Here is a 26317-nt window from a genome sequence, read left to right on the forward strand (position 1 = left end):
AGGAACTCTTAAAACCGAGTACATCTCTTTCGAAGTCATTCCTCAAAAAAGATATAACTTGATTTTATTATTTATAAATTACCATTGTCAAGGAGAGGTGAGAAGCACCAACTCCGACTTCCCACCATGTAGGCGCACTTCATAGACTTGGTCCGCTGATTCGGTTAAATCGCTATTATGGGTAACAAGGATGATTTGTCTGCCATATGTTTGCGATATGAGCTGGAGAAATTGAACCATGGGAACTACATAGTCCTTACTTACATGTTTGCCAGGTTCATCTAAAATTAACGGCCCTTCCACACGGGGTTGAATCGTAGTAATGAGTGCAATTCGCAGAGCAAGAGAAATAATATCAACAATTCCTCCCCCGCGAGAGTCTTGAGGCTTGTTCTTTACCTGTAGTCCATCCCAATCGGTTACAACAAAAAACTCCGCACTTGGATTTTTGCCAGCTTCCGACAATTCAATGATAAAAGAAAATGCAGGACCAAATACCATTTGCAATGCCCTTGTTACTAGTAACTCTAGCTGGGCTTTTGCTTGCTGCCTGGCATAGTCAGAAGCTTTTTGAAACAGAATTCGAACTTGATCGAGTAATTCTTTTTCCTCTTGGTAGAGTTGCCAATGTTTTTCCACTTCATGAAGCTGTTCTAAAAGAAGATCTTGTTTCCCCTTCCGTTCAGACCACTCTGTTTCATACTGCCTTACTATTTTCTCCAGAGCTTCTAGAGAGAGGTCCGTATCCATCTAAACCAACTCCTTAGGTAGGAGATCATTTACTTCTTGGATCCCTCTTTGAATCTCCCTCTCCAGACGTCCTATCTCTTCCTCTAGCTCTTCCGGTTTTACTCCTAACTGCTCTAACTCGTTTAACAACTCCGCCTCTTGCTTCTCTAGATTCTCTAATTTCCCTTCTGCCCGTGTTCTCTGCTCTCTAGCCGCTTCAATTCGGACCTTTAGCTCTTTCATCTTATCTTCCAGTTGTAGCATATACATCCCCTCCTAATTCGCTCATCAGATGTTCCATTACATCTCCATGAATCTGAGAGCCACATGTTGGACACTTCTTATTTACTCGAAGTAACCTTACGTATTCCTCGGTTAAATATTTAATCTCTTTTTCTTGGTCTGTGCAATACTTTCGGCCTTTCATCACTCGTTGATGAAGGTGGACGTATTTTGATTGTTGTTCACGATATAATTCCATTTGTTTTGTATGAGTTTCTAATTTAGGCCATAAAATGCGATAGACTTGATCAATCGCCTCTGTTTTTGTTAAGATCGCTAATTGCTGTTGTTTTTGAGAGTAAAGAGACTGATAGATTTTCCATCTGTGCTCCAACTGATCCCTTTTTTCATTTTCATGAATCATCTGCTGAAAACGCTCTGCGGCTTCTCCAAGCTTCTGATTCCTCTTTAAAACCTGTATCGTTTTCTCATGCTCAGATTTTACATTCTTATAACGATGATATAGGCGGTAAAGCAGTTTGAATCGAGTAGACAAATCCATAATCTCGGCTAAACGTGCTTCTGCTTCTGGAGATTTTTCAAGATGGACAAGTTGTTGCTGGCACTGGCGCTTTTCGCTTTGATGATTCTTCCATCTGATTCGTCTTTGTTGTAGTTGTATATGCTGGAAAGCCATCATCTCTAACTCTGTTTTTTTTATCTCAGCATGTGGGAGTGGTGATAACGATTCTATTATCCCAGCCCAATACACTTGCTCTTGTTTCGCTTCTGTATAAAGATGAGCTGTCTTTCGAAGTTGCTGGAGCCTATGTTGCAACTCTTTGATTCTAGCAATCTTCTTCTTGCTTTCGTCTAGTTGGCGACGTAAATCAATTAAATTCTCATAAGGCTTCAACTGTTCGAGAAGGGATTGCTTGTTTTTCTCTGTCCTTCTTCCCTCCTCTAAAATCGCCTTCCGATCACTGTTTGCCTGCTTTAAAGCTACATCAATAATTTGCGCACCACTGATAAACCCTAACATTTTTGCTTTCGTACCGGGCGATTCCGAGAGTAAAAAAGGCCCGTCCAATTGACTACCAAACTGAAGAAGGATCTCTTGTGCAGCATCTAATTTCACAGGTGTCATTTGATGGATTTCCGTAATTTCATGTGGAACTTCTGAACCAAAACCCTCAAAAACCAACTCTTGTTCGTCCGGTTTGCGTAAAATATAGCGATTAATCGAACCTGTACTACGTATTCGTTCAATCTCTGTACCGTCATCCATCGTAAGGTTTACTAGGCACTTAGTGGTTCCTGTGCGAATATAATCAGCCCCACGAGGCACATTAAACAACACCCAACGTAGCGCTCGTAAAATAGCGCTCTTCCCATTATCAGATGCACCTACAAATACGTTTAGGCCAGGAGAGAGCTGTACGACCGTATGCTCATGAGATTGAAAATTATGGATCTCTAGCTTCCGAAATTGTTTCACGCTCCCTCTCCTTCCCGCATCTCTTTTGCTTTGCTAATTCTTCGTAAGGCATCCAGCCTTACTGATTCCTGAATTTCATCGTTATCTGCAATCGTTTCAATAATCGTATCTACATTTAGTGTCTTTAGCTCTAACGCAGCATCTACTTGTCTCGTAAACTCCGCCCAGCGCTCTTCCTGATATCTTGCTTTTTCAATGTGACTCCGGTCTAATATCTCCTCGCCTAATTGTGCAGAAGTGAGTGGAATCACGGTAACATCAATACAATCTGTCAGTGTAAGCAATACCACTTGAGGTGTTCGCCGCATCTCAGATAAATGATTGTTTACCCGTGCGATCGCCCCTGGGTTTAACACATATCTTCCTTCCCGATGCTGAACCGGAAATCCTGCATGATAATGCCCTGTCAAAACAACATCTACATCGCTGTCTAGCTCCCATAATTGCGAAATCAAAGTATGAGCCACACTATCAGGCAACGGGCGATCAACCAACATACTATGTACCATATGAATACAAAAATGAGCTTCCATCTCATTCTTGACCGCATAATCAAAGGAAATCTCGCGCTTATCTAAATCATAGTGGAAAGGCTGTCCACTTAGTTGTACCACGATGCCATCTTTCTCTAACTTAATACGATTTCCTTCGTGCACGAGTTGCAAGGTACCAAATGCATCCAACAGTCCTAACATCGTACGTGGGAGCGTAATCGGGTTATGGGCATATACATCGTGATTCCCTGCAATCGCATAGACCGGCACTCCAAAACCACGAAACAAACTAGCAAAATCTCCTACTACTGCTGGGGATAGATTCGGATGATCAAATACATCCCCACCATGTAACACATAATCTACTTGATGTATGTTGGCAAGTTCGATGATCTCTTCCATTTTTCTACGGATCGTGGATGGAAAATCATCCTTTCGACTTCGTGGTGAATTCCCTCGAATGTGGGTATCCGTAAAATAGAGTATCTTCACAAACGATCCCCCTTTTCTTGTCGATGAATGGACCGGAAATGTCTTAAGATTGGGTAGACAATACCTGCAGAAAAACCGCGCCTCATTAGGTATTGTCCTAGTTTCCGTTCTACTTTTGGCCAGAGATCGTCTTGGATACGAGAATAGCGCCTCTCGGCAAGGGTCATTGCCAGTTGGCGCTCTTCATCTTGTTCAATGTAGGATAGTGCCTTATCAATCCAATGATCCGCCACACCTTTTTGCTTTAATTCTTGACGTAATCGAGTAGACCCCAATCCCTTCAGCCTCTGCCGCTCCTCAACCCACGCCACAGCATACTGCCCGTCATTGAGATAACCTTGTTGCACCAATTCCTCCGTAACAGCTTGGATATGCTCACGAGAAAATCCTTTTTCTAAGAGATGTTGGTGAACTTGGTGAACAGTACGAGGACGAAAGCCTATATATTTAAAAGAGATTTGACGAGCACGATTCTGTTCCTCAGCAAGCAACCAGTGCTGGCAATCAGCTTCATCTACATCCATGCCCTTATGTAGTCGGAATTTAATTAACACATCCTCATGGATAGAGAGTGCAAACTCTCCATCCACATAAATGTGATAACGTCTACCCAATGCCGATTCCTTTTCGATTCGGGTGATATTCGAACCCACTTTCTTCACCCGCCTTTTTAATCTTCTTGGTCAAGACCTGCTGCTAAAGCTGCCGTAATAATCGGGTCAGAGTCTGCTTGTTCTTTTGATTTACGACCGCGCTGTGCACTTTTTTCCTCTACTGCCGGAGCTGGTACCTGTGCAAGAGGTAACTCATAATGGGTACGAATTCGGTTTTCGATCTCGATAAACAATGCAGGGTTTTCTTTCAAGAATAACTTTGCATTTTCGCGACCTTGGCCCAAACGCTCCCCTTCAAAGGAGTACCAAGCACCACTCTTATTTACAATATCCAATTCTGTGGCAATATCAAGCGCACTACCTTCACGAGAGATTCCTTCTCCGAACATAATATCTACTTCAGCCGTTTTAAATGGAGGAGCTACTTTGTTTTTTACCACCTTAATCTTCGTACGATTCCCTACCATGTCCGTACCCTGCTTAATTGTTTCAGCACGACGAACTTCAAGACGAACACTTGAGTAAAATTTTAACGCACGGCCACCTGGAGTAACCTCAGGGTTGCCAAACATAACCCCTACTTTTTCACGAATCTGGTTAATAAAAATCGCGATGGTCTTCGATTTATTAATAGCTCCAGAAAGCTTCCGAAGTGCTTGTGACATCAAACGAGCTTGAAGACCTACATGGGAATCTCCCATCTCTCCTTCAATCTCTGCCTTAGGAACCAATGCTGCTACGGAGTCGATTACGATCACATCAACGGCCCCACTACGAACGAGTGCTTCTGCAATTTCCAAAGCTTGTTCTCCTGTATCCGGTTGAGATAAGAGCATCTCAGAGATGTTTACACCTAACTTTTGAGCATAGGCCGGATCTAGTGCATGTTCCGCGTCAATAAATGCAGCTTGTCCACCCATTTTCTGTACTTCTGCAATCGCGTGCAGAGCAACCGTCGTCTTACCTGAAGATTCTGGGCCGTATACCTCAATAATTCTTCCACGAGGGAATCCACCAATTCCCAGTGCGATGTCTAATGCAAGGGCTCCGGTTGAAGCTGTCTCTACTTGGGAAACTGATTCTTCACCCATGCGCATAACGGAACCTTTTCCGAATTGTTTTTCAATTTGTCTAAGTGCGATTTCTAAAGCCTGACGACGATCTGACAATGCGCCCACTCCTCTGTCCTTTTATGTACTAGTATTATCATACCTTGTTTTTCATTTACTGCCAATACTATTTTACGAACATCCATTCGTTTTTTATTTTCTGTTTGGCTATGGTACATTGAAAGAAGGAAAGAAATTGAACATCGATGGGAGGCTATTATCTTGAATCAAGAAGCAATGAAAGAAGCTATTTTAGATGAATTAGAAAACGTACTTGATCCAGAACTTCATATCGACATCGTAAACCTTGGGCTTATCTATAACCTTGAAATCGATGACAAGCAAAAGGCTACCGTCACGATGACACTGACAGCAATGGGGTGCCCTCTCTCTGCTACTATCCACGGTATGGTCACGGAAGCGGTCATGAGAGTAAACAACGTCCAAGATGTGGAAGTCAACATCATCTATGATCCTCCTTGGGACAAAAGTCGCATGTCTCGCTATGCCAAGATTGCTCTCGGGATTGCAGACTAGGCATTACCATTCATCAAAAATTCCATATTACATATAAAAAAGGAACCATCCAACAAGATGGTTCCTTTTTTATGGTTACCTTACCCTCTAGGTCGGACTGTACGCTCAGAAGGAGGAGTGCTCGTACGCGGACGTGCAGGTTCCATGTTCACACGTGCACCGTTGATTTTAGACTGACGAAGTGCTTCATAGACGAATGGAGCTACATCTTCTGGCACTTCTACAAAGGAGAAGCGGTCATAGATATTAATTCGTCCAACCTGGCGCAAAGCAATTCCTGCATGATCCGCAATGGCTTGTGCCAACTCTTGTGGACGCATATTTACATTACGCCCCACATTGATAAAGAAGCGAACCATACCTGGCGAAGCACCTGTTTCTCCAAAATTATACCCTGCATCAGGGCCTTTGGAGAAACGCTCTGAGAAGGACAGGTAAAGCGCTGCGGCCGCTACCTTCTCAGTGGAGTATTTCTCACTCAATTGTCCTAACATCTCTTCGAACAGGCTAAGATCCGTCTCAGCTTGGATTACTTCCCCTATTTGAGTCATCCAAGTCTGCTGTTGTTTCGTAGCAATTTCTTCTAGAGTAGGGAGTTCTTTTGATTTCAAACGGTTACCCGTTTCCTCTTCAATCGTGCGCAATTGCTTCATCTCACGTGGAGTTACGAGAGTTAACGCAACACCCGCACGACCTGCACGACCTGTACGACCAATACGGTGCACATAGCTCTCTACATCTTGGGGAATATCAAAGTTAATTACATGCGTTACACTTCCAACATCAATACCCCGTGCCGCTACATCAGTAGCTACAAGCAATTCAATCTCACTATTACGGAAAGCGCTCATCACGCGATCCCGTTGATATTGTTGGAGATCTCCATGTAGTCCTCCAGATAGATAGCCACGTGCCTGAAGTGCTTCTGCTAACTCATCTACACCTTTTTTCGTTCGACAGAAGACAATTCCTAAATTAACTTCCTCACTATCTAGAATTCGGCAAAGCGCATCTATTTTATGATTCTCAAGTACCCGGTAGTATACTTGCTTAATCATAGGTACACTCACATCGCCCCGATTAATCGTAATATACCGTGGTTTGCGCATATACTTATTCGCTAATTGGCGAATAGCAGGAGGCATAGTAGCTGAGAAAAGAAGAAGCTGGCGGTCTGTCGGTACAAAACGTAATACCGATTCGATGTCCTCAATGAAACCCATATCTAGCATCTCATCTGCTTCATCTAAAACAATTACCTCAATTGCATCCACCTTTAGTGTCCCACGACGCAAATGATCTAGTAGCCTTCCCGGAGTACCAATAACAACATGGACTCCCTGCTCCAATGCCTTTACTTGTCGTCCGATAGATTGTCCACCATAGATTGGAAGTGTTTTAATCCGACCTGGCCGACCGATACGCCGTAATTCTTCAGACACCTGAATCGCTAGTTCACGAGTAGGGGTAAGGATAATGCTCTGCACTTGGTTCACTTTGGTTTGAATACGATCTAATATCGGAATTCCAAAAGCCGCAGTCTTACCTGTTCCTGTCTGTGCCTGCCCAATCACATCTTCCCCGCGTAATACAGCGGGAATACACTCGATCTGAATCGGAGAAGGCTCTTCAAAGCCAATATCGTAAATTCCTTTTAAAATATCAGGTTGTAGTCCAAATTCATCAAAACTCTTCGTCATGTTGTAAAATCACCCTTTTTTTAATCTCTGCCATAGATGGAATAGAGCATATTTTGCTGCTAATAACTGAACTCGTTTACGTTGCCCTCTAATCATATGACGATAGACCTCTGTATTGCCATTTTTCGCGGCAATCGCGATCCAGACCTCCCCAACAGGTTTTCCTTCCGAAGGTGTTGGCCCCGCAAGCCCTGTTACACTGATGGCAAAATCACTTTGGAATTGAGCTCTTGTATGCTCTACCATCTCAGTCGCCGCTTCTCCGCTAATCGCACCATATTTTTGAAGTGTATCTGCTGAAACGTTCGTCATACGTTCTTTGATTTCATTGGTATACGTAACGATACCACCCAACACAGCTTGACTCGCGCCAGGCACGGTGGTTAGTAGATACGTAAGGAAGCCACCCGTACAACTCTCTGCCATCGCTACAGTCTGCTTCCGATCCTGCATAATAGATAAAACAACTTCTTCTAAAGTCTCTTTTTTCTCACTAAAACAAAACTCCCCTACACGATGAAGGATTTCCTGTCTGATCAGTTCAATTTTTGCCTTAGCCTCACTCGCTGACGCAGCCTCCACTGTAATTCGCAAAACAACTCCCGCTTCTTCAGCATATGTTGCAATAGTTGGAGATGTTTCTGATTGGATCAAATCCTTCAATCGATCTTCTAATAAAGATTCTCCAATTCCAAAAAAAGAAAGAGGATGAGATACAATTACCCTTCGACTAGGGATGAGAGAAAGAATAAATTCACGAATCTGTCCTTCAAACATGGGGAGCATTTCACCGGGAGGACCTGGCAAAAGGATATATGTAATCCCTTCTGCAGTAACAGCTAGACCGGGAGCAGTACCTCTGGAGTTTAAAAACACAGTCCCATTCGGAAATGCATATGTTTGTTTCAAGTTGTTCTCTGTCATTGGGATAGAACGTCCAGCAAAGGCGGATTGCAATGCTTCAAAAGCCGCTGGATCTTGAATCAATTCAACACCCAAGAACTCAGCCAATGTTTCTTTTGTCAAATCGTCTAACGTTGGACCGAGTCCACCGCAAACGATTACTAACTCAGAACGAGCCTTAGCGAGCTGAAATGTTTGGTAAAGTCGATCACGATCATCATCTACAGAAGTATGGAAATAAACCGGTATCCCCAATACGGCACATTCCTGTGATAGAAAGCTAGAGTGAGTGTCTAAGGTATAACCCATTAACAATTCTGTTCCAACGGTAATAACTTCCGCCTTCATAAGTGAGTCTCCTCTTTACTGTTTCGGGTTCGAAGTAGTAAGTGAAACAAATTTCCTATTTTTATAGAAATAATCGACGCCTGATACAACCGTAATGATCACTGCTAGCCATTTCGCTAAAAAGGCAAACGGAATCGCATATTGAGCAAACGGAACATTATTCAGCATTAGTGCCACGATTGCTACGATCTGAATGATCGTTTTCGCTTTCCCTAATGCACTAGCAGCGATAACCTTCCCTTCCACTGCTCCAATCAAACGCAATCCTGTAACAGCAAACTCTCGACTAATAATGACGATAGCCATCCATGCCTCTAAACGATTCATCTCTACAAGTGAAATGAGTGCGGCTGTAATTAATAGTTTATCTGCTAGAGGATCAAGAAACTTCCCGAGATTGGTTACTATTTTATTCTTTCGAGCTATATATCCATCCAAACCGTCTGTAACAGCCGCTAGAACAAATACCAATGTCGCAATCAATTCACTCACTGTTATCGTGACTTGACCAAAGTGTATCGATCCAAGATCAAAACGAACAAGTAAAAAGATCATGACCACGGGAACAAGAAAAATACGTGCCATTGTTATCTTGTTGGCTACGTTCACTGTGATCTACCTCCTGGACAATCCATTGATTTGGTTCTTGGAGGAAATCCTCTCAATGATCCCTTGTGTGGGAGAAGAAACGAACAGGATTGCGACTGAATGATACGCAGGTATATATTTCATGTGTGATCAATTCTTCCAAATATGTAGTAGATAGCAGATAATCCTTCCGTAAGTATAAACTATGCAAAAGTAAGGTGTCAAAAGCTTACCCACAAAAAGCTCTTCTCTTTACGAATCTTTATTCAACTAAGAAAAATCGATATGATTGAGCATTTTTTGTATGAGATGTATCAATTTGAATCCCATTTACTCTTAATTGAACTTGATCAGGTTTCTCTAAAAATACATACAATTCTATTTTATCTTCTATTTTTTCTACATTGTTTACCGAAAGCTTCCCTTCTTTTAACAATCTACCTTTCGATGAATCTCGATACACCTTAAAAGAAGCACTACTCTTGGTTGAAAGGGAAACCTCAACTTTGCCCACATTACCTAAGCGATATTGCTCAACAGAGTCTTTCCCTCCCGACTGAGGCTGCAATTCTATTTTCGGTCTACCCGGATTACCTTTGCCTGATTCCGTTTCAGTATGGACAGGGGGAGACTTAGCTTCTCGATTAAATGCACTTCCTTTGAAGGCATAAAAGCCAACTGGTATAGCTAAAGCCACCAGCACTACACCAAACCATGCGAACCAAGGAACTGATCCCTTTTGTATCTTTCGAGCATGTTTTTTTCTTCTACTTACGAACTGACTAGGTGTTTTCTGTGATAGTGATTGCTGCTCCATATCTACCATAGCTGCAAAGATATCCTCCCATCGCTCTCCATTTTGATGTCAGTATATCCTAGGAAAAACAAAAGAAAAAGCCTGCTAAGAGGCTTTTTCAGGAACATTTCTTTAACAATTTTATTATTCTTTTACTAAAAAGGTAAGGTCTTTAACTGGATTCACTTTATTAATGGATACATTTCCATTTGCCATAATCTCTACATCATCTGGTTTGGCGATAGAAATGGTTAGCTTATTAGCATCTCCAGAAAACGTATATAGAACATCTGTTTTAGGATATTTGGTGCTCAAAACAAACGCAGGTTTAATGTCTTTACCCGCTGCATCTTTTAATACAATCTGTCCGCTGGTAGAAGTACCTTGCTTTAATTTGAACGAGATCTTCACTTGGTTCCCTTTCGAGACATGATAAGTTCCAGCTCCTGATTTTTCAATCTCAACTGGACCTGATTCCGTTACAGACTGCGTACTAGGAGTCGATTCCTTTGCTTCACCTTCCGGTTTCGTTGCTTGTTCAGGAGCGATTGGTTTAGATGTGTTGGTTTTCTTGGTATTATCTCCACCAGAAAAAACATATATCAACACCCCAACAACGAGGGCCAAGAGTCCAAAAGCTCCCGCAATCCAATACCATTTCACAGGAAACAAATCGACTTTCCACTTAGACTTAGAACTACGACTCGTTTTCATTGCACTACGACTCAGTGTTTTGAGAGACTCTACATCTTGTGAGTAGCGTGAGTCCTGTTTTTCATCACGTGAAGAACCAAATTTCTCACGACGTGTCATGACCGTATCAGAGAGAGGAACCAAACCTGTCTCCAATTTGGGCTCCGTTTGATTTGTTGAGTCAAATCGAGCAGTACTAAACCGAGGGTCGCGCCTCGTTTCTAGACGAGGGGGCGACTCCATTTTTTTCGATCCAAACCCAGGCATAGTAGACGATAAATTTGTTGCACCCAACTTATGATCTTGGTCTTTTACCATCTCAAATGGTACCGTTTCCTGTCCTGCCGGGTCTATCTTTGTGTTCGCAGGAGGAACCTTTACAAGAGGTTTTTGGGTTGTTTCCTCCGAACGAACCTTGTGATCCTTAGCAATCGTCATAGATTGTTCGCGCACGGTACGACTAGGTCGATTTACTCCTGAGTTCTCTAATGCCTTTATCCGCTGTGTTTGTGCCGGATTGAAGGGTGGCATAGTCTGCGTTTTTCCAGGCTCAAATGGTGGAGTCATAGCAGACATACTCTGAGCCTGATCAACTGCCCGTAGTTTCTGTGTTTGAGCAATCCGATCCATTACCGGTGCCGTATTTACTTGCGTGTTAACGCTCGGCTTCGCAATCGTAAGTGCAGTATGAACTTTAATCCGATTTGAACTTACAGGCTTCTGGATTGTCGTCTGACTCAAGGAAAAATGACCCGTTTGCTGTCCCACAGCAGGCATAACAGCAGTATTTTGCTGTACTCCATACCGCACAGCCTGCTCTTCTTTTCGATAGTGACGCAAAATATGATGAGGCTCTACCTTGACTTGATTGGCATAAGAACGCAGATAGGTCCTCACATAAAAAGGGCTCGGTAGTTTGTCAAAGTCACCATTTTCAATCGCTATAAGAAAAGGTTTTTGGATCTTTGTTTTTTCTTGTAATTGGTCGAGGGACAGTCCTATCGACTCCCGGGCCTGTCGAAGATAATGTCCAATCTCTTCAGACATCCCAGACACCTCCCAAAGGTTTGAAAACAAATGCTACATGATCGTACAAGAAGCTACTTTGTTCTTCAACCTGACTGTTTGTTATTTCAAAAAATACGCATAAATTTGATACAAGCATATCAAAATACATATACTCTGTCAAAAAAGCTCTCTTACAAGAGCTAGAACGGCTGTATGTGTTATGTACCTAAGAGCTAGTTATTCGCAAATACAGAACATAGAGAGCTGCAATCGCGAGAACAACTGCCCAAAACATTAAAAATTTCGTGTAAAACGTGAATTTCTTGTTCGATTTCCCCTTGCGCTCTCTCAAACGAGAACCTAAACTCACAAACTCATTCTCTTCCGCGGATCGTTTTTGACGATCGTTACGAGATAAGCTTTTCAAATTTTGTAAAGCCTGAAGTTCCTTAGAACGAGTGCTGGGTTTCGTTGAAGGTTGTACAGGACGCTCTGATGGTGCGACTACCGGTAATTTACTCGATTGACTTAACCGCTCGGGTCTCCCCTGTTCTCGGAGTCTCGCGAGGCGATTAGGTGAAGCGGTAGTAGCAGCCTGTTCTTGCTCTGCTTCTTTCAAATGATTTTCAACGCGTTTTACATCCCAACGAACCGTATTCCCAAATGAACGAGTAGTAGCGAGCTCTTTTTCTGGTTGCCAGCGATTTTCATTGGCCACTGCCACACCTTGCTCCGATATGCTTGGCAAGCGTTGATTACGAGGCCTTTCAGAAACAGTTGAGACGGGTTGTCTAGAATTTTCTTTAGCAGCAGATTGTGTATGCCTCACTTGATGTAGTACTTTATGTGGATCCAGACCTACCGATAGAGCATACGTGCGAATATAAGACCGTACATATATTGAACCTGGCAACAGGTGGAATTGACCATTTTCAATTGCTGATAAATACTGCTTTTGAATTTTAGTATGGGCTTCTAATTCTTCTAAACTAATACCAAGAGATTCACGAGTGCTTCTAAGTTGTTGTCCTACTCCCATTATGGTCACCTCCCTGAGCTAATTATTGGTTTCTCTTTAGGAAGCTTCTCTACCTTCTTAAACCCCACTAAAACATAGAATGACGTTCGTCGATCAAATCGTAAACAATCTCCTCATCAGGATGATTTCTAAGCTCAATCATATAGTTAAAATCTTCTAGTCGATACTCCGAGTTTCTGACAAAGATATCAGGGTGTTCAATCACCTTTGTTGTCTCCATCGCCATCACTTCTCGAAGTAAACAAACATGCTCTTCCGAAAAACGACGTGTAGAGACGATCCCATCTATTATGTAAACATGGTCAGTCGAAAGCTCATTCGCATCTAATTGTGTACGAATCGTTTGTCGTAAGAGTGTTGAGGATAGGAAAGACCACCGTTTATTCGCACATACACTAGATGCCACGATAGACTCTGTCTTTCCAACACGTGGCATTCCTCGAATTCCAATAAGCTGATGCCCTTTTTTCTTCATTTGTTCGGCTAGAAAATCTACTAAAATACCGATCTCATCTCTAATAAATCGGTATGTCTTAATGTCATCGCTGGAGAGTTCAACATATTTCCCATGCCTCACAGCAAGACGATCGGTCACATTAGGCTTTCGCAAAGCAGTTACATGGATATGATCCATCCGATGTAGGATTTGGCTTAGAGCCTCTATTTTTTCAGGTTTACTTGTGCGCAGGATCAGACCACGACGATCAATGGTTACCCCGTTAATCGTCACAATATTAATCTTTAGCATTCCGAGTAGTGAGGCCAAATCCCCCAACAAACCAGGACGGTTTTTATTTTTGTGAATTTGATATTCAAGATACCATTCGTGATCTTCCATTTCACACCTCATTCTCTCATCTAAAATACAAGTGTAAGCGAATGTTTTTTTCAGTATAGCACATACATGTTTCTGAACGAAGAAAGATTCGTGACTAATTCCTTACATAAAAGGCGTTGTCCGTTAAAAAATAAAATAAAACAAGTCTCAATCACAAGACTTGTTTTATTAATTAAACATACAGTTATTGTTTGCCATCGCTTACCATCTTCACCATAAGCTCTGCCATCATTTTTTGTTCCTCTGGTCCTGCTACCTTCCATAGATCACGTAGCAACAATTCTTGTTCATTTTGAGGCTGAACGTCTTTTGCTAGATAATCTCCTAACTCATAGGCGATATCTTGAATCGAGTTATCATCCATTCCTAAGCTTTTCGCTTGGCCTACACGCTCGGATAGAAAGCCTTTCCACTCTTGAAAATCATCAAGAACTGACATGTTAGATCACCTCCTACTCGAATAATATGGTCTAACATCAAAAAAATTATGTATACCAACCACCATTTACATGAATAACCTGACCCGTTATATATCCACTCTCAGGATCGCATAAATGACTAATCAGTCTCGCTACTTCTTCAGGCTTTCCTAGACGGCCCATTGGGATTTCCTCCGCTAACTCCGCTTGTTCCTTGTCTGCTAATTGCGCAGATAATAATGGAGTCTCAATGGCTCCAGGAGCCACTGCGTTTACCGTAATATGAGACCTAGCTAGCTCTTTGGCCAGTGACTTCGTTAGTCCTTGAATGGCTCCTTTGGCGGCTGAATAAATAGCTTCACCAGCCCCTCCCGTTTCTCCCCAAATCGAAGATAGTAAAATGATACGGCCTTGTTTTTGTTGAATCATACTAGGTATCACAGATTGCATCATCTGCACTGCTCCTCGGACATGTGTGTCCATTAGCTCATCATACTGCTGCATGGTCACATCCTGAAGTAGCCCAACCTGAGTACCCCCTGCAGCGTGAATCATGATGGATGGTGCTCCTAATGTCCAACAAATTTGCTGATAACAATTTCGCACCGATTCTGCTTGCTTTACGTCCAATCGAAATGCCTCAGCCTGACCTCCTAATTCTCGGCACCTCCTTACAATCTCTTCTGCCCGACTAAGGGAATGATGAAAACAAACCGCGACTTTAGCACCTAACTCAGCTAAATGGATCGCTATGGCACTCCCAATACCCCCACTAGCTCCTGATATCCATACAATCTGTTCTTCTAATGACTTCACACTGTCACCTCCACTTCTACTCGTATAAAAAGTCGTGCCTGCAAGGTAGCAGCACGACCACATTATTTAAGCAGTAGGGTTCGTCAATCCAATGGACGAACGGTAGAGACCGCAAATCTTGCAAAGTCAATATGCTCTCTCATTCTTTTGTTGACATCCTCTAGCGTAATCGCCTCTAACGTTGGAATCATCTGGAACAGATCCGACTCATGAAAACGATAACTCGTAAATTGGTTGGCGATCCACTCAACTGAATTTAGTGAACGCAAAACACTTCCGATTTTCTTTTTCTTTACTAACTCAAACTCCTCAGCAGAGATTCCCTTTTTTACTTTCTGAGGAAATAGCTCTTCAATACGGGATACAAGTTCATCGGGCTTTCTTGTATCCCCACCCATCATCGTAAATCCATAGCCCTGTTCGATCGAGTAATCGTGTCCAAATGAGTCATCGATCAACCCTTCATCATACAAGCTTTGATACAACTCTGAAGATGATCCGACTAACGACTCCATAAACAACTGTGTAGTTAGCTCCAGCTTCAACATATCATCACCAGAGACTCCTACAGTAGTAGGTGCTTCTTTAAATCCAAAGTAACACTTGGGAGCATTTACACTTAAACGCATCTCCTTTCGCTTCTCTGCAACTACATCGGGTTCTTTATCAAAAAAGCGTTTAATCTCACCTTGTGGCTCAAATTTCTTCTGACCTTGATTTTCTTTTACCAGCTGAAAAATACGACCCGGGTCCACAGCTCCGATAACAAATAGCAACATATTACTTGGGTGATAGAAGGTGTTATAACAAGTGTAAAGTGTCTCTTTGGTAATTTTGGAGATCGATTCAACTGTACCAGCGATATCAATTTTGACTGGATGATTTTGATACAATGCCTCAATTAAGCCGAAGTAGACCCTCCAATCCGCATTGTCATCATACATGCGAATCTCTTGGCCAATAATCCCCTTCTCCTTTTCCACATTCTCATCTGTAAAATAAGGACTTTGTACATAATTTAGCAGTGTGGTGAGATTGTTTTCCACTTGGTCCGTACATGAGAATAGATACGATGTACGCGTAAAACTGGTAAAAGCATTTGCCGATGCACCTTGTCTAGAGAACGACTGAAATACATCTTCTCCTGACTCTTGCTCAAACATCTTATGTTCTAAGAAATGTGCAATTCCATCCGGCACATGTACCTTGTCTTTTCCAGGAACCTGAAACGTATTGTCGATGGATCCATACTTGGTAGTAAAGGTAGCATACGTTTTAGCGAATCCTTGCTTAGGTAGCACATACACATCTAACCCATTCGGCAGTGTCTCATGATAAAGTGTCTCTTTTAGCTGTTTGTATTCAATTTTTTTCATCCGCTTCTCCTCCTTGATCTCGTAAGAAGTAGATTGTGTCGAGCTGAATCTTTTGTGCTACTTTTTGCACATCCTCTTTCGATACTTGTGAAATCTCTTTTAAAATCTGTTCTAATGGGCGGTTCGTTCCGCTTAGTACAGAGTGATAGTGTGATTGAACAATCTCATAAGCGCGATCTTGCTGCTCACGGAACTGGTTAGAAAGGGTTGCTTTTGTTTGCTCTAATTCTTGATCACTCACTTGCCCCTGGCGCATTACTTCCATTTGTTCTTTGATAATGGTTACAGCCTTTTCAAAGTTTTGAATCTCAATTCCTGATTGGATGTGCATAATCCCTTTATGGCTTTCAAGTCGCGACGAAGCATAGTAAGCCAGACTTGCTTTTTCACGCACATTCATAAACATCTTGGAGTGCGGAAAACCACCAAGAATCCCGTTATACATAAGCAAAGCAGGGTAGTCGGAATCTTGCACTGTTATATGGGTTCGACATCCCATATTTAGTTTTCCTTGATTTACAGGTAAGCGCTCCACCACCGTTTTCACTTGTTGTACAGATTGTGTTGTTTGAGGGGGATTCAATTGGTTTCGTTCGGAGGTAAACATCTCAGAAGGAAGGTATTTCTCGAACAAGGAGACCACTTTTTGAATATCCACGTCCCCGACACAATAGAGATCAAGTGGACAATGGTATAATAGTTCTTGATAATATGTATAAAGATTATCGGCTTGAATCACCGGAAGATCCTCCACTTGCCCATTTATAAAAATGGCATATGGCTCGTTCTTACACATCTCCTCAATGCTACGCTGTGCTGCATACTGGATTTTATCATCCACCAAGCCTTCAATTTGCTGCTTTCGGTTTCGTTTCTCCGCCTCTACATAACTTTTCATAAACACATCTTGCTCTAAGGCTGGCTTCGTAATCACTTCGCATAAGAGGCCAACTGCTTCTTCGAGCAACGGTGAAGCATCATGAAGGTATTTTTCATTTGCGATATCTACTCCAAAGTGGAGTATTTGCCTTTCGCCACGTTTAAAAACATCCCCAAAGAGACCTGCACCATACAGATCATTTTGCTTCTTTTTTAAGTCTAACATCGTAGGATATTGTTCTGTTCCTCGAAGCAATACATTTGAAAGGAGAGCTGTTTGGGTTACGTATTTCGTTGAGAGCTCTTGCTGAAACATCGCCACCAACATCGTGGTTTTAAACTTTGTACTCGGACAGACATGTAGACGTACATTGCCTATTTGCCTAGTCTCAAATTGTCCGGATGACATGCTCCGTTCACCTCGTTTATTAGAAAATATTACCTAGTCTCCATTATAGACTAAAAAAAAAGAACATGGAATTGTAAGACCTTACAACAAGGAAATTTCTCCTATGCTTAGTAAGTTTCCTACTTCCATGTTCTTTAGTCATATACTCACAATATGACAAGGCAAAAAATTATTTAGAAGGAACAGTAATCTCACCTTTAATAATTTTTTGCTTGTACTCTTCCACTTGCTTCATTACCTCAGGAGAGACTTTTGAGCTTTTAGAAAGGCCGACACCTTCATCTTTCAGACCAAAATTCACTTCTGTACCTGTTTTGAGAGATCCTTCTTTCGCTTGCTTTGTAATCTCAAATACCGCTACATCAACACGTTTAATCATAGAAGTGAGCGTATGCTCTGGTGCCAAACGGCTTTGGTCCATGTCTACACCAATCGCCCAGTATTTTCCTGCCTGACGAGTTTTCACTTCATCAAAAAGACCTTTCCCTACGCCACCCGCTGCATGGTACACAATGTCTGCTCCACCATCATATAGTGACTTTGCCAACGAACGACCTTTCGTTGCATCTGTAAATGATTCGGCATAAACAGCTTTTACCGTCGCTTTCGGATTCGCTTCTTTCACACCTGCTACAAATCCTGCTTCAAACTTCTTAACGAGCGGAGATGAAATCCCGCCAATGAAACCAACTTCGTTTGTCTTAGTAGTCTTACCTGCTGCAATTCCTGCTAAATAAGAACCTTCCTCATCTTTAAATGTTACCGCTACAACATTTGACGGAATTTTACCACCTAAGTTGTCATCCACAATCGCAAACTTACTATCTTTGAATTTATCTGCTACTTCTGGAAGTGCTTTACTAAATTTGAAGCCTACACCCCAGATGAGATTTCGTTTGTCTTTGGCAAAGCGAGTTAAGTTAGGAACATAATCATCATCTTTTTTGGATTCTTGTGCCTTCACATCCACTTTTAAATCGTTCTTCGCTTTCTGAAGACCCATATTAGCAGATTGGTTAAAGGATTCGTCGTTTAAGCCACCCGTATCCGTAACAAGACCGACAGAAAAGTCTCCTTTTGCAGTCTCCTTATCTTTATTACCGCCACAACCAACAGCGAATGTTGCTACTAGAGAAACCGCTACGAGCGAACCGAGCCAGCGCTTCATTTGCATACAAATACCCCTTTACTAAAAGTGTTTGATTTTGTACTGCAGGGAGAATGATGTTAGTAGTATGAACCAGAGACGAGCGGATATTTGCTGTTTCACTAGGAAATTAAATCCATTTTTTCTCTGTGTTACAAACTAACCAAATGATTCCAATTAACTCCTAAGCTTTCACAAAAAAACGCTTACAACTTCTTCTCTTATTTTATACATAAATGACTTTATATCAACAAAAACTTTTTTCTTTCAAAAACTTTTCTCTTTGTTTAAAAATTTTTCCATCAATCCTAACGACTTCCTTTTTCATATAGTTTCCCAATTGCCGCTGGAGCATTCGCACGCCCCACAAATCCTGCAAGCGCCAAGATAGTTAGTACATATGGAAGCATAGTTAGAATTTCGGAAGGTACATATTCTGTCAGTCCCCAAACCTGACCCGTTAAAGATAGAGCTACGGAAAAACCGAAGAAACCTGCAGCTCCTAAAACTCCAAATGGTTTCCATTTACCAAAGATTAATGCTGCAATAGCAATAAACCCTTGACCTGCAACAGTAGTCGCACTAAACTCACTCCCGATCGAAGTGGAAAGTGAAGCGCCTCCAATAGCCGCTAAAGCTCCGCTAATCAAGACAGCAATATAACGCATTTTGACAACGGATACACCCGCCGTCTCGGCAGCATGTGGATGCTCTCCTACTGCACGTAAGCGCATACCAAATGGGGTACGGTACAGCACAAAGTAACTAACAAAAACCATGATTATGGATAGATAGGTAATAGGTGATGTATTAAAAAGTGTATTTCCTAAGACAGGAATATCCTTTAAAACAGGGATCGCCCAATCAGTGAATTTATGATCTACAACAGGCGTTTGTCCTGCACCATCATAGAGAGCTTTTACTAGGTATACAGATAATCCAGCTGCCAAGAAGTTAATCGCAACTCCACTTACGGTTTGATCAGCTTTAAAGGTAACCGTAGCAACTGCGTGAATCAGCGCCAGAAGAACACCTGATACTACTCCTGCTAAGAGTCCGATCCAAGGACTTCCTGTATTGATCGCAACAACAGCTGAGGTAAACGCACCGATGGTCATAAGGCCTTCTAATCCAATATTGATGACACCCGAACGTTCCGAGAACAAACCACCTAATGCCGCTAAAATTAGGGGAGTTGAGTAAAGAATAGTGGTCTCTAAAAGGTTGGTCATTGTACTAAGCACTAGCTTTCTCCCCTTTCTTTTTACGGTTCTTTCTACTTCCTAATTGTTTTACGAAATTAGCTGCTACAAAGAGAATAATAGCTGCAAATACAATTCGAATCACTTCAAAAGGTACTCCTGCGACATACTGCATGTTGCTTCCACCATTAAATAATCCTCCGAACAACATGGACGACAACACCACACCAAATGGGGTATTCGCCCCCAAAAGTGCTACAGCAATCCCATCAAAACCAGTTCCTGGAAGAGATGCATTAATGGCTAGATACTCACTCGTTCCAAGTAGTTCAACTGCTCCAGCAAGACCTGCGATTCCACCTGAAATCATCATAGAAAAAATAATATTTCTCTTTACACTCATTCCCGCGTACTCAGAAGCATCCGGGTTCAAACCAACCGCACGCAACTCATAACCTAACTTGGTTTTAAAGAGCAATATATAGACAAAGATCGCTGTCAAAATAGCTAGAATAAGACCTAAATGTACACGCGCTCCATCAAACAGGTCCGTTAAAAAATCAACACGAATGGATGCACTCGGATGAATCTTTTCAGTGGAATCACTATTATTTGAAAGAACTTTTCCAACCATGTAGTTACTTAAGAATAAGGCAATCCAGTTCATCATGATGCAGACAATCACTTCATGTACACCACGAATTGCTTTCAACAATCCTGGAATGAGCGCCCATACCGCACCAGCTAATGCACCCACTACTAATGCCACAACCGCATGCAATACAGGTGGTAACTCTAACTTCAACCCAACAAAAGCGGCTGCCATACTACCAATAATTAATTGACCCTCTACCCCAATATTGAACATCCCTGTACGGAACGCTAAGGCAACTGCCAAACCCGCAAAGATAAGCGGAGTAATCGTGCGCAGGGTTTCACCCATGTCAGAAGCAGAACCAAATACACTGTTAAATAATGCACCGTAAGCTGAAATCGGATTATATCCTGATAATAGCATGGCGATTGCCCCAACCAACATCCCCAAAACAATTGAAATAATGGATGATAGGAAGGTAGAGTTTCGGTTTAATTTCCCAATCATTGTAAAGCACCTCCTTTCACTTTGCTTCCCGCCATTAAGAGCCCGAGCTCTTCTTCTGTTGCTGTTTTTGGATCAACCCAACCCTGAATTTTCCCTTCATAGATCACGGCTACTCGGTCACTTACTTTCAGAACCTCTTCCAACTCAAGAGAAATGAGCAGTACTGCATTCCCTGTATCTCGATGTTGAATAAGACGTTTGTGGATAAATTCGATCGCTCCCACATCTAGTCCGCGAGTAGGTTGCGCTGCAATCAGAAGGGAAGGGTTTCGATCCACTTCACGCGCAATGATCGCCTTCTGTTGGTTACCACCTGAAAGCGCGCGTGCTGGTGTATCTTTATCGGGTGTTCGTACATCAAACTCTTGAATCAATTTGTTTGCATAGTCACCTACTGCTTTGTAATCGATTCCAAAGCCATTTGAAAACGGTTTCTTATAATAGGACTGTAAAATTATATTCTCACTAACAGAAAAGTCTAGCACCAAACCGCGTTTATGTCGGTCTTCTGGAATGTGCCCAATCCCTGTTTCAGTAATTTTCCGAGGAGTCAATCCTGTAACATCTTTATTATTTAAAATGACTCTTCCTGATTTCGGTTTCATAAGACCACAAATCGCTTCAATGAGCTCAGATTGACCATTACCGTCAACCCCTGCAATTCCTACGATTTCACCCGCTTTCACTTCCAGATCTAAACCGCGAACAGTTGGATTATTACGCTTATCATCCACTTCCAAGCCCTGAACCTTTAATACGGGCTCCTGTGGATTAGCAGGTTGCTTATCTAGTTCAAAGGAAACCTTACGACCTACCATCAAAGATGCTAACTCATTTTCATTGGTTTCAGCAATATTAACCGTGTCTATCATCTTCCCACGGCGTATGACGGTACAACGATCACAAGTGCTCATAATCTCTTTTAACTTATGGGTAATGAAGATGATCGTCTTACCTTCTTTTACCAGTTTTCTCATAATTTCAGTTAGCTCATGAATCTCCTGAGGAGTTAATACAGCTGTAGGCTCATCAAAAATAAGAATATCTGCTCCACGATACAAAGTCTTTAAAATTTCAACACGTTGTTGCATTCCTACCCCAATATCTGCAACAACCGCTCGTGGATCGACTTGAAGTCCATATTGATCTGATAAGACTTGTACCTCACGTTCAGCCTTTTTGTAATCAATCACTCCACCGGAAGCTCTTTCGTCACCAAGAATAATATTTTCGGTTACGGTAAACGGTTGTACTAACATAAAATGTTGATGGACCATCCCAATTCCTAGCTCGTTTGCCATCGTTGGACCCGTGATCGCAACTTCTTTTTCTTTAATAAAAATCTTACCTAGTTCTGGTTGGTATAGACCAAACAGGATATTCATTAACGTTGACTTACCTGCACCATTTTCACCAAGTAGGGCGTGAATCTCACCCTTTTTTACAACTAGATTTATATTATCATTGGCTGTAAACGAACCAAAGCATTTGGTAATGCCTCGCATTTCTACAACGTTCATCCGTGTCCCTCCCCTGCATTAGGATAAAAAAAGCCAGCGGCATTTGCGCTAGCTCGCTTTTTTTAGTTTGCGTAATCGCTACCAAAAAATCAAGAGATTTTTTTTTATCTTACGTATTGGAAATTTCTTGAATAAGCTCTTCTGTGACCAGAACCTCTCTCGGTTTGCTCCCTTCATAAGGGCCCACAATTCCTCGAGCCTCCATCAGATCAATTAATCGTGCTGCCCGGGTATATCCAACTCGAAGCCGCCTTTGAAGCAATGATACCGATGCAGTTCTCGCTTCCAAAACCAGCTGAACCGCTTGAGGATACATATCATCATCTACTAAATCTGCCCCTACATTCTCTGGAACATCCGGAATCATCTCTTCATTATAATGCACTTCTTGTTGATTTTTAACAAAATTAACCACAGACTCCACTTCTTCATCTGTTACAAATGTGCCTTGTACACGAATCGGTTTAGGCGCACCGATCGGCATGTACAACATATCTCCCCGACCTAGTAATTTTTCTGCTCCCCCCATATCTAAAATAGTGCGGGAATCAGCTTGTGAAGATACTGTGAACGCGATTCGGGAAGGAATATTTGCTTTAATAACCCCTGTGATCACATCTACGGAAGGACGTTGTGTAGCTAAAATCATATGAATACCTGCCGCACGTGCCATCTGAGCAAGGCGGCAAATGGCATCCTCTACATCACCAGGCGCAACCATCATTAAATCTGCAAGTTCATCTACAATCACAACTATGTACGGTAAAATGGGCATAACAGCCTCGTCACTTCGATCTCTTGCCAACTGATTATAACGTTCCAGATCCCGTGCCCCGTTTTTAGCAAATAATTCGTATCGCTTCTCCATCTCAGAAACTACTTTCTTTAAAGCAATGGCTGCCTTTCTGGCATCTGTTACAACAGGTACAAGTAGATGTGGGATTCCATTGTATATATTCAATTCTACCATCTTAGGGTCGATCATCATTAGCTTTACTTCATCAGGTCTTGCTTTATACAGTAGGCTGATGATAATTCCATTTACACAAACACTCTTCCCTGCCCCTGTCGCACCTGCAACTAACAAATGAGGCATCTGAGCTAGATTGGCAATCACGGCTTCTCCTGATATATCTTTTCCAAGTCCAATTGATAGCTTACTTGGATTCTTTTGGAATCCTGTAGAATCAATTACATCCCGCAAGCCAACCATTGCTGTTTCTGAGTTAGGCACTTCGATCCCGATCGCTGCTTTACCTGGAATCGGCGCTTCGATTCGAATCGATTTTGCCGCTAATGCTAGAGCAATATCATTGGATAAGCGTACGATTTGACTTACTTTCACCCCTACTTTGGGCTGAATCTCGTATCGCGTTACCGCAGGTCCTTGTTGAACATGGTTTACCTTTGCTTTTACTCCGAAATTTTCTAACGTCTCTTCCAATTTAGATGCTTTTGATTTTAAATCCTCAACATCCAAACTATCTCTGTTCTTTAAGGCTCTTAAAATGGTGGATGGCGGGATTTTATAATGGTCCAAACGCTCTGTAGTATGAAATTTCACTACCACATCTTCCCCATCATTTTGATTTCCTGGTGATTCAGGATTCATCTCGGAAGTTGATTTTAATGAAAGGGTCAACTGCTTTGGTTTTTTTACAAGCTCCATATCAGGAATTGGATCTGGTTCATAGTAGTATGCAATAGTAGGCTCTGAAGAGGATGATGACTCCAACTCTTCCTTAAACTCTGAATGAGGATCGCCCTCTGCCTCCCGATTATACGATTGCTTTTTTTGCCCCTTCGCTTTTGCATTTTTTTCCAATATTGAATTGACATTCTTTTTAACACTGGCTCTTTGACGTTGAAAAAGAACATATAATTTCTGTAGAAATTGGATATATGAAATCCCAAATACTAAGAGTATCCCCGCTAACAAAAATGCGGACAAAACAATGACAGTACCGACATCATCAAATAGGAAATGAAACATGCCATAAATAAGTCCACCAATCATCCCACCGCCTATGTCTGTAGGGAGTCTAGATGAGTATTCATTTATCAGAAGATTCCAGGTGGTATCCATAACAGGGCCCGCTTTCCCGGCGGCTTGTAAGTACTGAAATGTATTGAAATGAACAAAACCTAGTGTACACAAGAGAATCATCAAGACTCCTGTCATCTTAGGGGTCCAGTTTTGCGGCCACCTTCGTTTTATCATGATGTATAAAGCAAGGCATATGGATACGATTGGTATAAGAAAATCCCATGTTCCAACTAAAAAACGGGATAAATATGTTAGGTTTCGTCCGATTGCTCCTAAATTAGCTAAACTAATTACTGCAAGTGCTATCATAGCAATTCCATAGATTTCAAATAGCAGGTCATGTTTCACTCGACTAGTTCGTTTCACGTCTTTTCGTTTTTTCTTCTTGGACATCTTATCCCCTTCTCCCGAAGCAAAACAGTCTTCTGAACATTATACATTTATTTGCCATATTTTTGTAGATATAAGTAGTATAAAATCTTCAGTTTTTCAATGATGAGTGTTGCTAAAGAACAAGGAATGGGATGAAGAATGAGGAATATATCTCTACCACAACTCAAATAGTGAGCTACGAGGATGTGAACAGAAAGTCCGCTCCGCCCTCGAACACTCACTTTTTGACCTTTTGATATCATCATTCGTATTACAGTCATTGAAAAAACGAATCGAAGTCATGCTAGTCCATCATGTTTTGCGATGAATATGTAGACTCCAACAAGGGATATAAGGTAATCTCCGTCCCAGGTTGGTATTTGGAATTTAGATAGTCTTGTGGATCAGGACTTAGGAGACGGTTGATTCGAGCTTTTCCAGTAGGAAGAACTTCAATCACCATTTGAATCCCGTCGATGGTGCATTCTTGAAAGTGGGGCTCGTAGGCTTGATCTGTCTGATCATTCAAATCAGATGGAAATATAGTCCAGTGAATCATTGAAGATACTCTCCCTTTTTCTCTTGAATCAAACGATCTAGTTCTTGCAAAGCACTCGAAATCCCGCCCACTTTATCAATCAGTCCCATCTCTACGGCATCTTTCGCTACTACGTTTGTGCCAATATCTCGTGCCAGTTCTCCCGTTCGAAACATTAAATCTCGCAACTTCTCTACCGTAACCTTAGAATGGCTAGAAATAAAATGAATGACTCGATCTTGCATTCTTTCCAGATATTCAAATGTTTGCGGCACACCAATCACTAGACCTGTCAATCGAACTGGATGAATCGTCATCGTGGCTGTCTCCGCAATAAATGAGGTACAAGCGGAAACGGCTATAGGTACCCCAATGCTATGCCCCCCACCTAAGACAATCGAGACAGTCGGTTTACTCATCGTCGCAATCATCTCCGCAATAGCTAGGCCCGCTTCCACATCTCCCCCTACAGTATTTAAAATCAAAACAATCCCTTCAATCTTCGGGTTTTGTTCAGCAGCTACAATTTGAGGAATGACATGTTCGTATTTCGTTGTCTTATTTTGTGGTGACATCACCATATGCCCCTCAATCTGTCCTATAATCTGGAGACAAAATATATTAGATTCCAACTGCGGGACATTGGTTTGACCCAAAGATTGTAGTGTTTGAAGCATGTTTTTCTTCTTTAGTTCATCCGCTATCGCTCGATCGGGTACCGTTTCTGGCGATTCCGCATTTGGTTTTAGCTCTTCATTCATTTGGTACATATTCATTCTCCTTGCTTAGCTCTCGTCTATAAATGTATACTCTAAGCTAATTTGCTTCCAATTAGTTATCTTATACCATCATGATTGTAAAAAATTACTATTTTCTATATAC

At 41.8% G+C, this 26317-nt stretch carries 25 protein-coding genes; 1 reads left to right on the forward strand and 24 read right to left on the reverse strand.

Going from position 1 to position 26317, the window contains the following annotated elements:
• Positions 1–87: 87 nt before the first annotated feature.
• The 6 genes from BT147_RS06485 to recA are packed head-to-tail and all read right to left on the reverse strand — an operon-like array spanning position 88 to position 5218.
• A complete protein-coding gene (locus BT147_RS06485; RefSeq protein ID WP_072332461.1) occupies positions 88–750 on the reverse strand; it encodes an ATPase in 663 nt (220 codons plus the stop codon).
• Positions 751–993: a hypothetical protein gene (locus tag BT147_RS06490; RefSeq protein WP_072332464.1), complete on the reverse strand. Its 243-nt coding sequence runs from the start codon at positions 991–993 to the stop codon at positions 751–753.
• Positions 974–2449, reverse strand: a complete 1476-nt coding sequence (locus BT147_RS06495; protein ID WP_072332467.1) for an AAA family ATPase — start codon at positions 2447–2449, stop codon at positions 974–976. The genes BT147_RS06490 and BT147_RS06495 overlap by 20 nt, the downstream gene beginning before the upstream one ends.
• Positions 2446–3435 (reverse strand): metallophosphoesterase family protein, encoded by a 990-nt coding sequence (locus BT147_RS06500; protein WP_072332470.1) that lies wholly within the window; start codon positions 3433–3435, stop codon positions 2446–2448. The genes BT147_RS06495 and BT147_RS06500 overlap by 4 nt, the downstream gene beginning before the upstream one ends.
• On the reverse strand, positions 3432–4088 hold the full coding sequence (locus BT147_RS06505; protein WP_083426430.1) for a RecX family transcriptional regulator: 657 nt from the start codon (positions 4086–4088) through the stop codon (positions 3432–3434). The genes BT147_RS06500 and BT147_RS06505 overlap by 4 nt, the downstream gene beginning before the upstream one ends.
• Positions 4089–4105: 17 nt before the next feature.
• Complete coding sequence (gene recA, locus BT147_RS06510; protein WP_083426431.1) at positions 4106–5218, reverse strand: recombinase RecA; 1113 nt, start codon at positions 5216–5218, stop codon at positions 4106–4108.
• Between the two features lie 177 nt (positions 5219–5395).
• Between recA and BT147_RS06515 the strand changes: the two genes are divergently transcribed.
• Entirely contained in the window at positions 5396–5695 is a 300-nt protein-coding gene (locus tag BT147_RS06515) for a metal-sulfur cluster assembly factor (RefSeq protein WP_072332688.1), read from the forward strand.
• Positions 5696–5775: 80 nt separating this feature from the next.
• Here BT147_RS06515 and BT147_RS06520 read toward each other — a convergent pair whose 3' ends face one another.
• From BT147_RS06520 to BT147_RS06605, 18 genes are all read right to left on the reverse strand, one after another.
• Positions 5776–7395 carry a DEAD/DEAH box helicase gene (locus BT147_RS06520; protein WP_072332476.1) on the reverse strand — a complete coding sequence of 540 codons (1620 nt, stop codon included), beginning with the start codon at positions 7393–7395 and terminating at the stop codon, positions 5776–5778.
• 9 nt (positions 7396–7404) lie between these two features.
• Positions 7405–8646: a competence/damage-inducible protein A gene (locus tag BT147_RS06525; RefSeq protein WP_072332479.1), complete on the reverse strand. Its 1242-nt coding sequence runs from the start codon at positions 8644–8646 to the stop codon at positions 7405–7407.
• Between the two features lie 15 nt (positions 8647–8661).
• Positions 8662–9255 carry a CDP-diacylglycerol--glycerol-3-phosphate 3-phosphatidyltransferase gene (gene pgsA, locus BT147_RS06530; RefSeq protein WP_072332482.1) on the reverse strand — a complete coding sequence of 198 codons (594 nt, stop codon included), beginning with the start codon at positions 9253–9255 and terminating at the stop codon, positions 8662–8664.
• Positions 9256–9496: 241 nt separating this feature from the next.
• Positions 9497–10060, reverse strand: a complete 564-nt coding sequence (locus BT147_RS06535) for a hypothetical protein (protein ID WP_072332485.1) — start codon at positions 10058–10060, stop codon at positions 9497–9499.
• A 114-nt stretch (positions 10061–10174) separates the two neighbouring features.
• The gene (locus BT147_RS06540) at positions 10175–11770 is read right to left on the reverse strand and encodes a helix-turn-helix domain-containing protein (RefSeq protein ID WP_072332488.1); all 1596 of its coding nucleotides are present in this window, start codon (positions 11768–11770) and stop codon (positions 10175–10177) included.
• 187 nt (positions 11771–11957) lie between these two features.
• Positions 11958–12770: a helix-turn-helix domain-containing protein gene (locus BT147_RS06545; RefSeq protein WP_072332491.1), complete on the reverse strand. Its 813-nt coding sequence runs from the start codon at positions 12768–12770 to the stop codon at positions 11958–11960.
• 67 nt (positions 12771–12837) lie between these two features.
• Positions 12838–13608, reverse strand: a complete 771-nt coding sequence (locus tag BT147_RS06550) for a DUF3388 domain-containing protein (RefSeq protein WP_072332494.1) — start codon at positions 13606–13608, stop codon at positions 12838–12840.
• Between the two features lie 184 nt (positions 13609–13792).
• The gene (locus tag BT147_RS06555) at positions 13793–14047 is read right to left on the reverse strand and encodes a DUF3243 domain-containing protein (protein WP_072332497.1); all 255 of its coding nucleotides are present in this window, start codon (positions 14045–14047) and stop codon (positions 13793–13795) included.
• A 46-nt stretch (positions 14048–14093) separates the two neighbouring features.
• Positions 14094–14843, reverse strand: a complete 750-nt coding sequence (ymfI, locus tag BT147_RS06560) for an elongation factor P 5-aminopentanone reductase (protein WP_072332500.1) — start codon at positions 14841–14843, stop codon at positions 14094–14096.
• Between the two features lie 83 nt (positions 14844–14926).
• The gene (yfmH, locus tag BT147_RS06565; RefSeq protein ID WP_072332503.1) at positions 14927–16219 is read right to left on the reverse strand and encodes an EF-P 5-aminopentanol modification-associated protein YfmH; all 1293 of its coding nucleotides are present in this window, start codon (positions 16217–16219) and stop codon (positions 14927–14929) included.
• Positions 16206–17507, reverse strand: coding sequence for an EF-P 5-aminopentanol modification-associated protein YfmF (gene yfmF, locus BT147_RS06570; RefSeq protein WP_072332506.1), 1302 nt, complete (start codon positions 17505–17507; stop codon positions 16206–16208). The genes yfmH and yfmF overlap by 14 nt, the downstream gene beginning before the upstream one ends.
• Before the next feature lie 169 nt (positions 17508–17676).
• A complete protein-coding gene (locus BT147_RS06575) occupies positions 17677–18681 on the reverse strand; it encodes a BMP family lipoprotein (protein ID WP_286119145.1) in 1005 nt (334 codons plus the stop codon).
• Positions 18682–18962: 281 nt separating this feature from the next.
• Entirely contained in the window at positions 18963–19886 is a 924-nt protein-coding gene (locus BT147_RS06580; protein ID WP_072332694.1) for an ABC transporter permease, read from the reverse strand.
• Between the two features lie 4 nt (positions 19887–19890).
• Positions 19891–20958, reverse strand: a complete 1068-nt coding sequence (locus BT147_RS06585) for an ABC transporter permease (RefSeq protein ID WP_072332509.1) — start codon at positions 20956–20958, stop codon at positions 19891–19893.
• Positions 20955–22478, reverse strand: a complete 1524-nt coding sequence (locus tag BT147_RS06590) for an ABC transporter ATP-binding protein (protein WP_072332512.1) — start codon at positions 22476–22478, stop codon at positions 20955–20957. The genes BT147_RS06585 and BT147_RS06590 overlap by 4 nt, the downstream gene beginning before the upstream one ends.
• A 109-nt stretch (positions 22479–22587) precedes the next feature.
• Positions 22588–24918 carry an FtsK/SpoIIIE family DNA translocase gene (locus BT147_RS06595; protein ID WP_072332515.1) on the reverse strand — a complete coding sequence of 777 codons (2331 nt, stop codon included), beginning with the start codon at positions 24916–24918 and terminating at the stop codon, positions 22588–22590.
• A gap of 283 nt (positions 24919–25201) precedes the next feature.
• Complete coding sequence (locus BT147_RS06600) at positions 25202–25456, reverse strand: YlzJ-like family protein (RefSeq protein ID WP_072332518.1); 255 nt, start codon at positions 25454–25456, stop codon at positions 25202–25204.
• Positions 25453–26205, reverse strand: coding sequence for a ClpP family protease (locus BT147_RS06605; RefSeq protein WP_083426433.1), 753 nt, complete (start codon positions 26203–26205; stop codon positions 25453–25455). The genes BT147_RS06600 and BT147_RS06605 overlap by 4 nt, the downstream gene beginning before the upstream one ends.
• Between the last annotated feature and the right edge of the window lie 112 nt (positions 26206–26317).

This window comes from Thermoactinomyces sp. DSM 45891, assembly GCF_900119485.1.
Taxonomy (GTDB): Bacteria; Bacillota; Bacilli; order Thermoactinomycetales; family Thermoactinomycetaceae; genus Baia.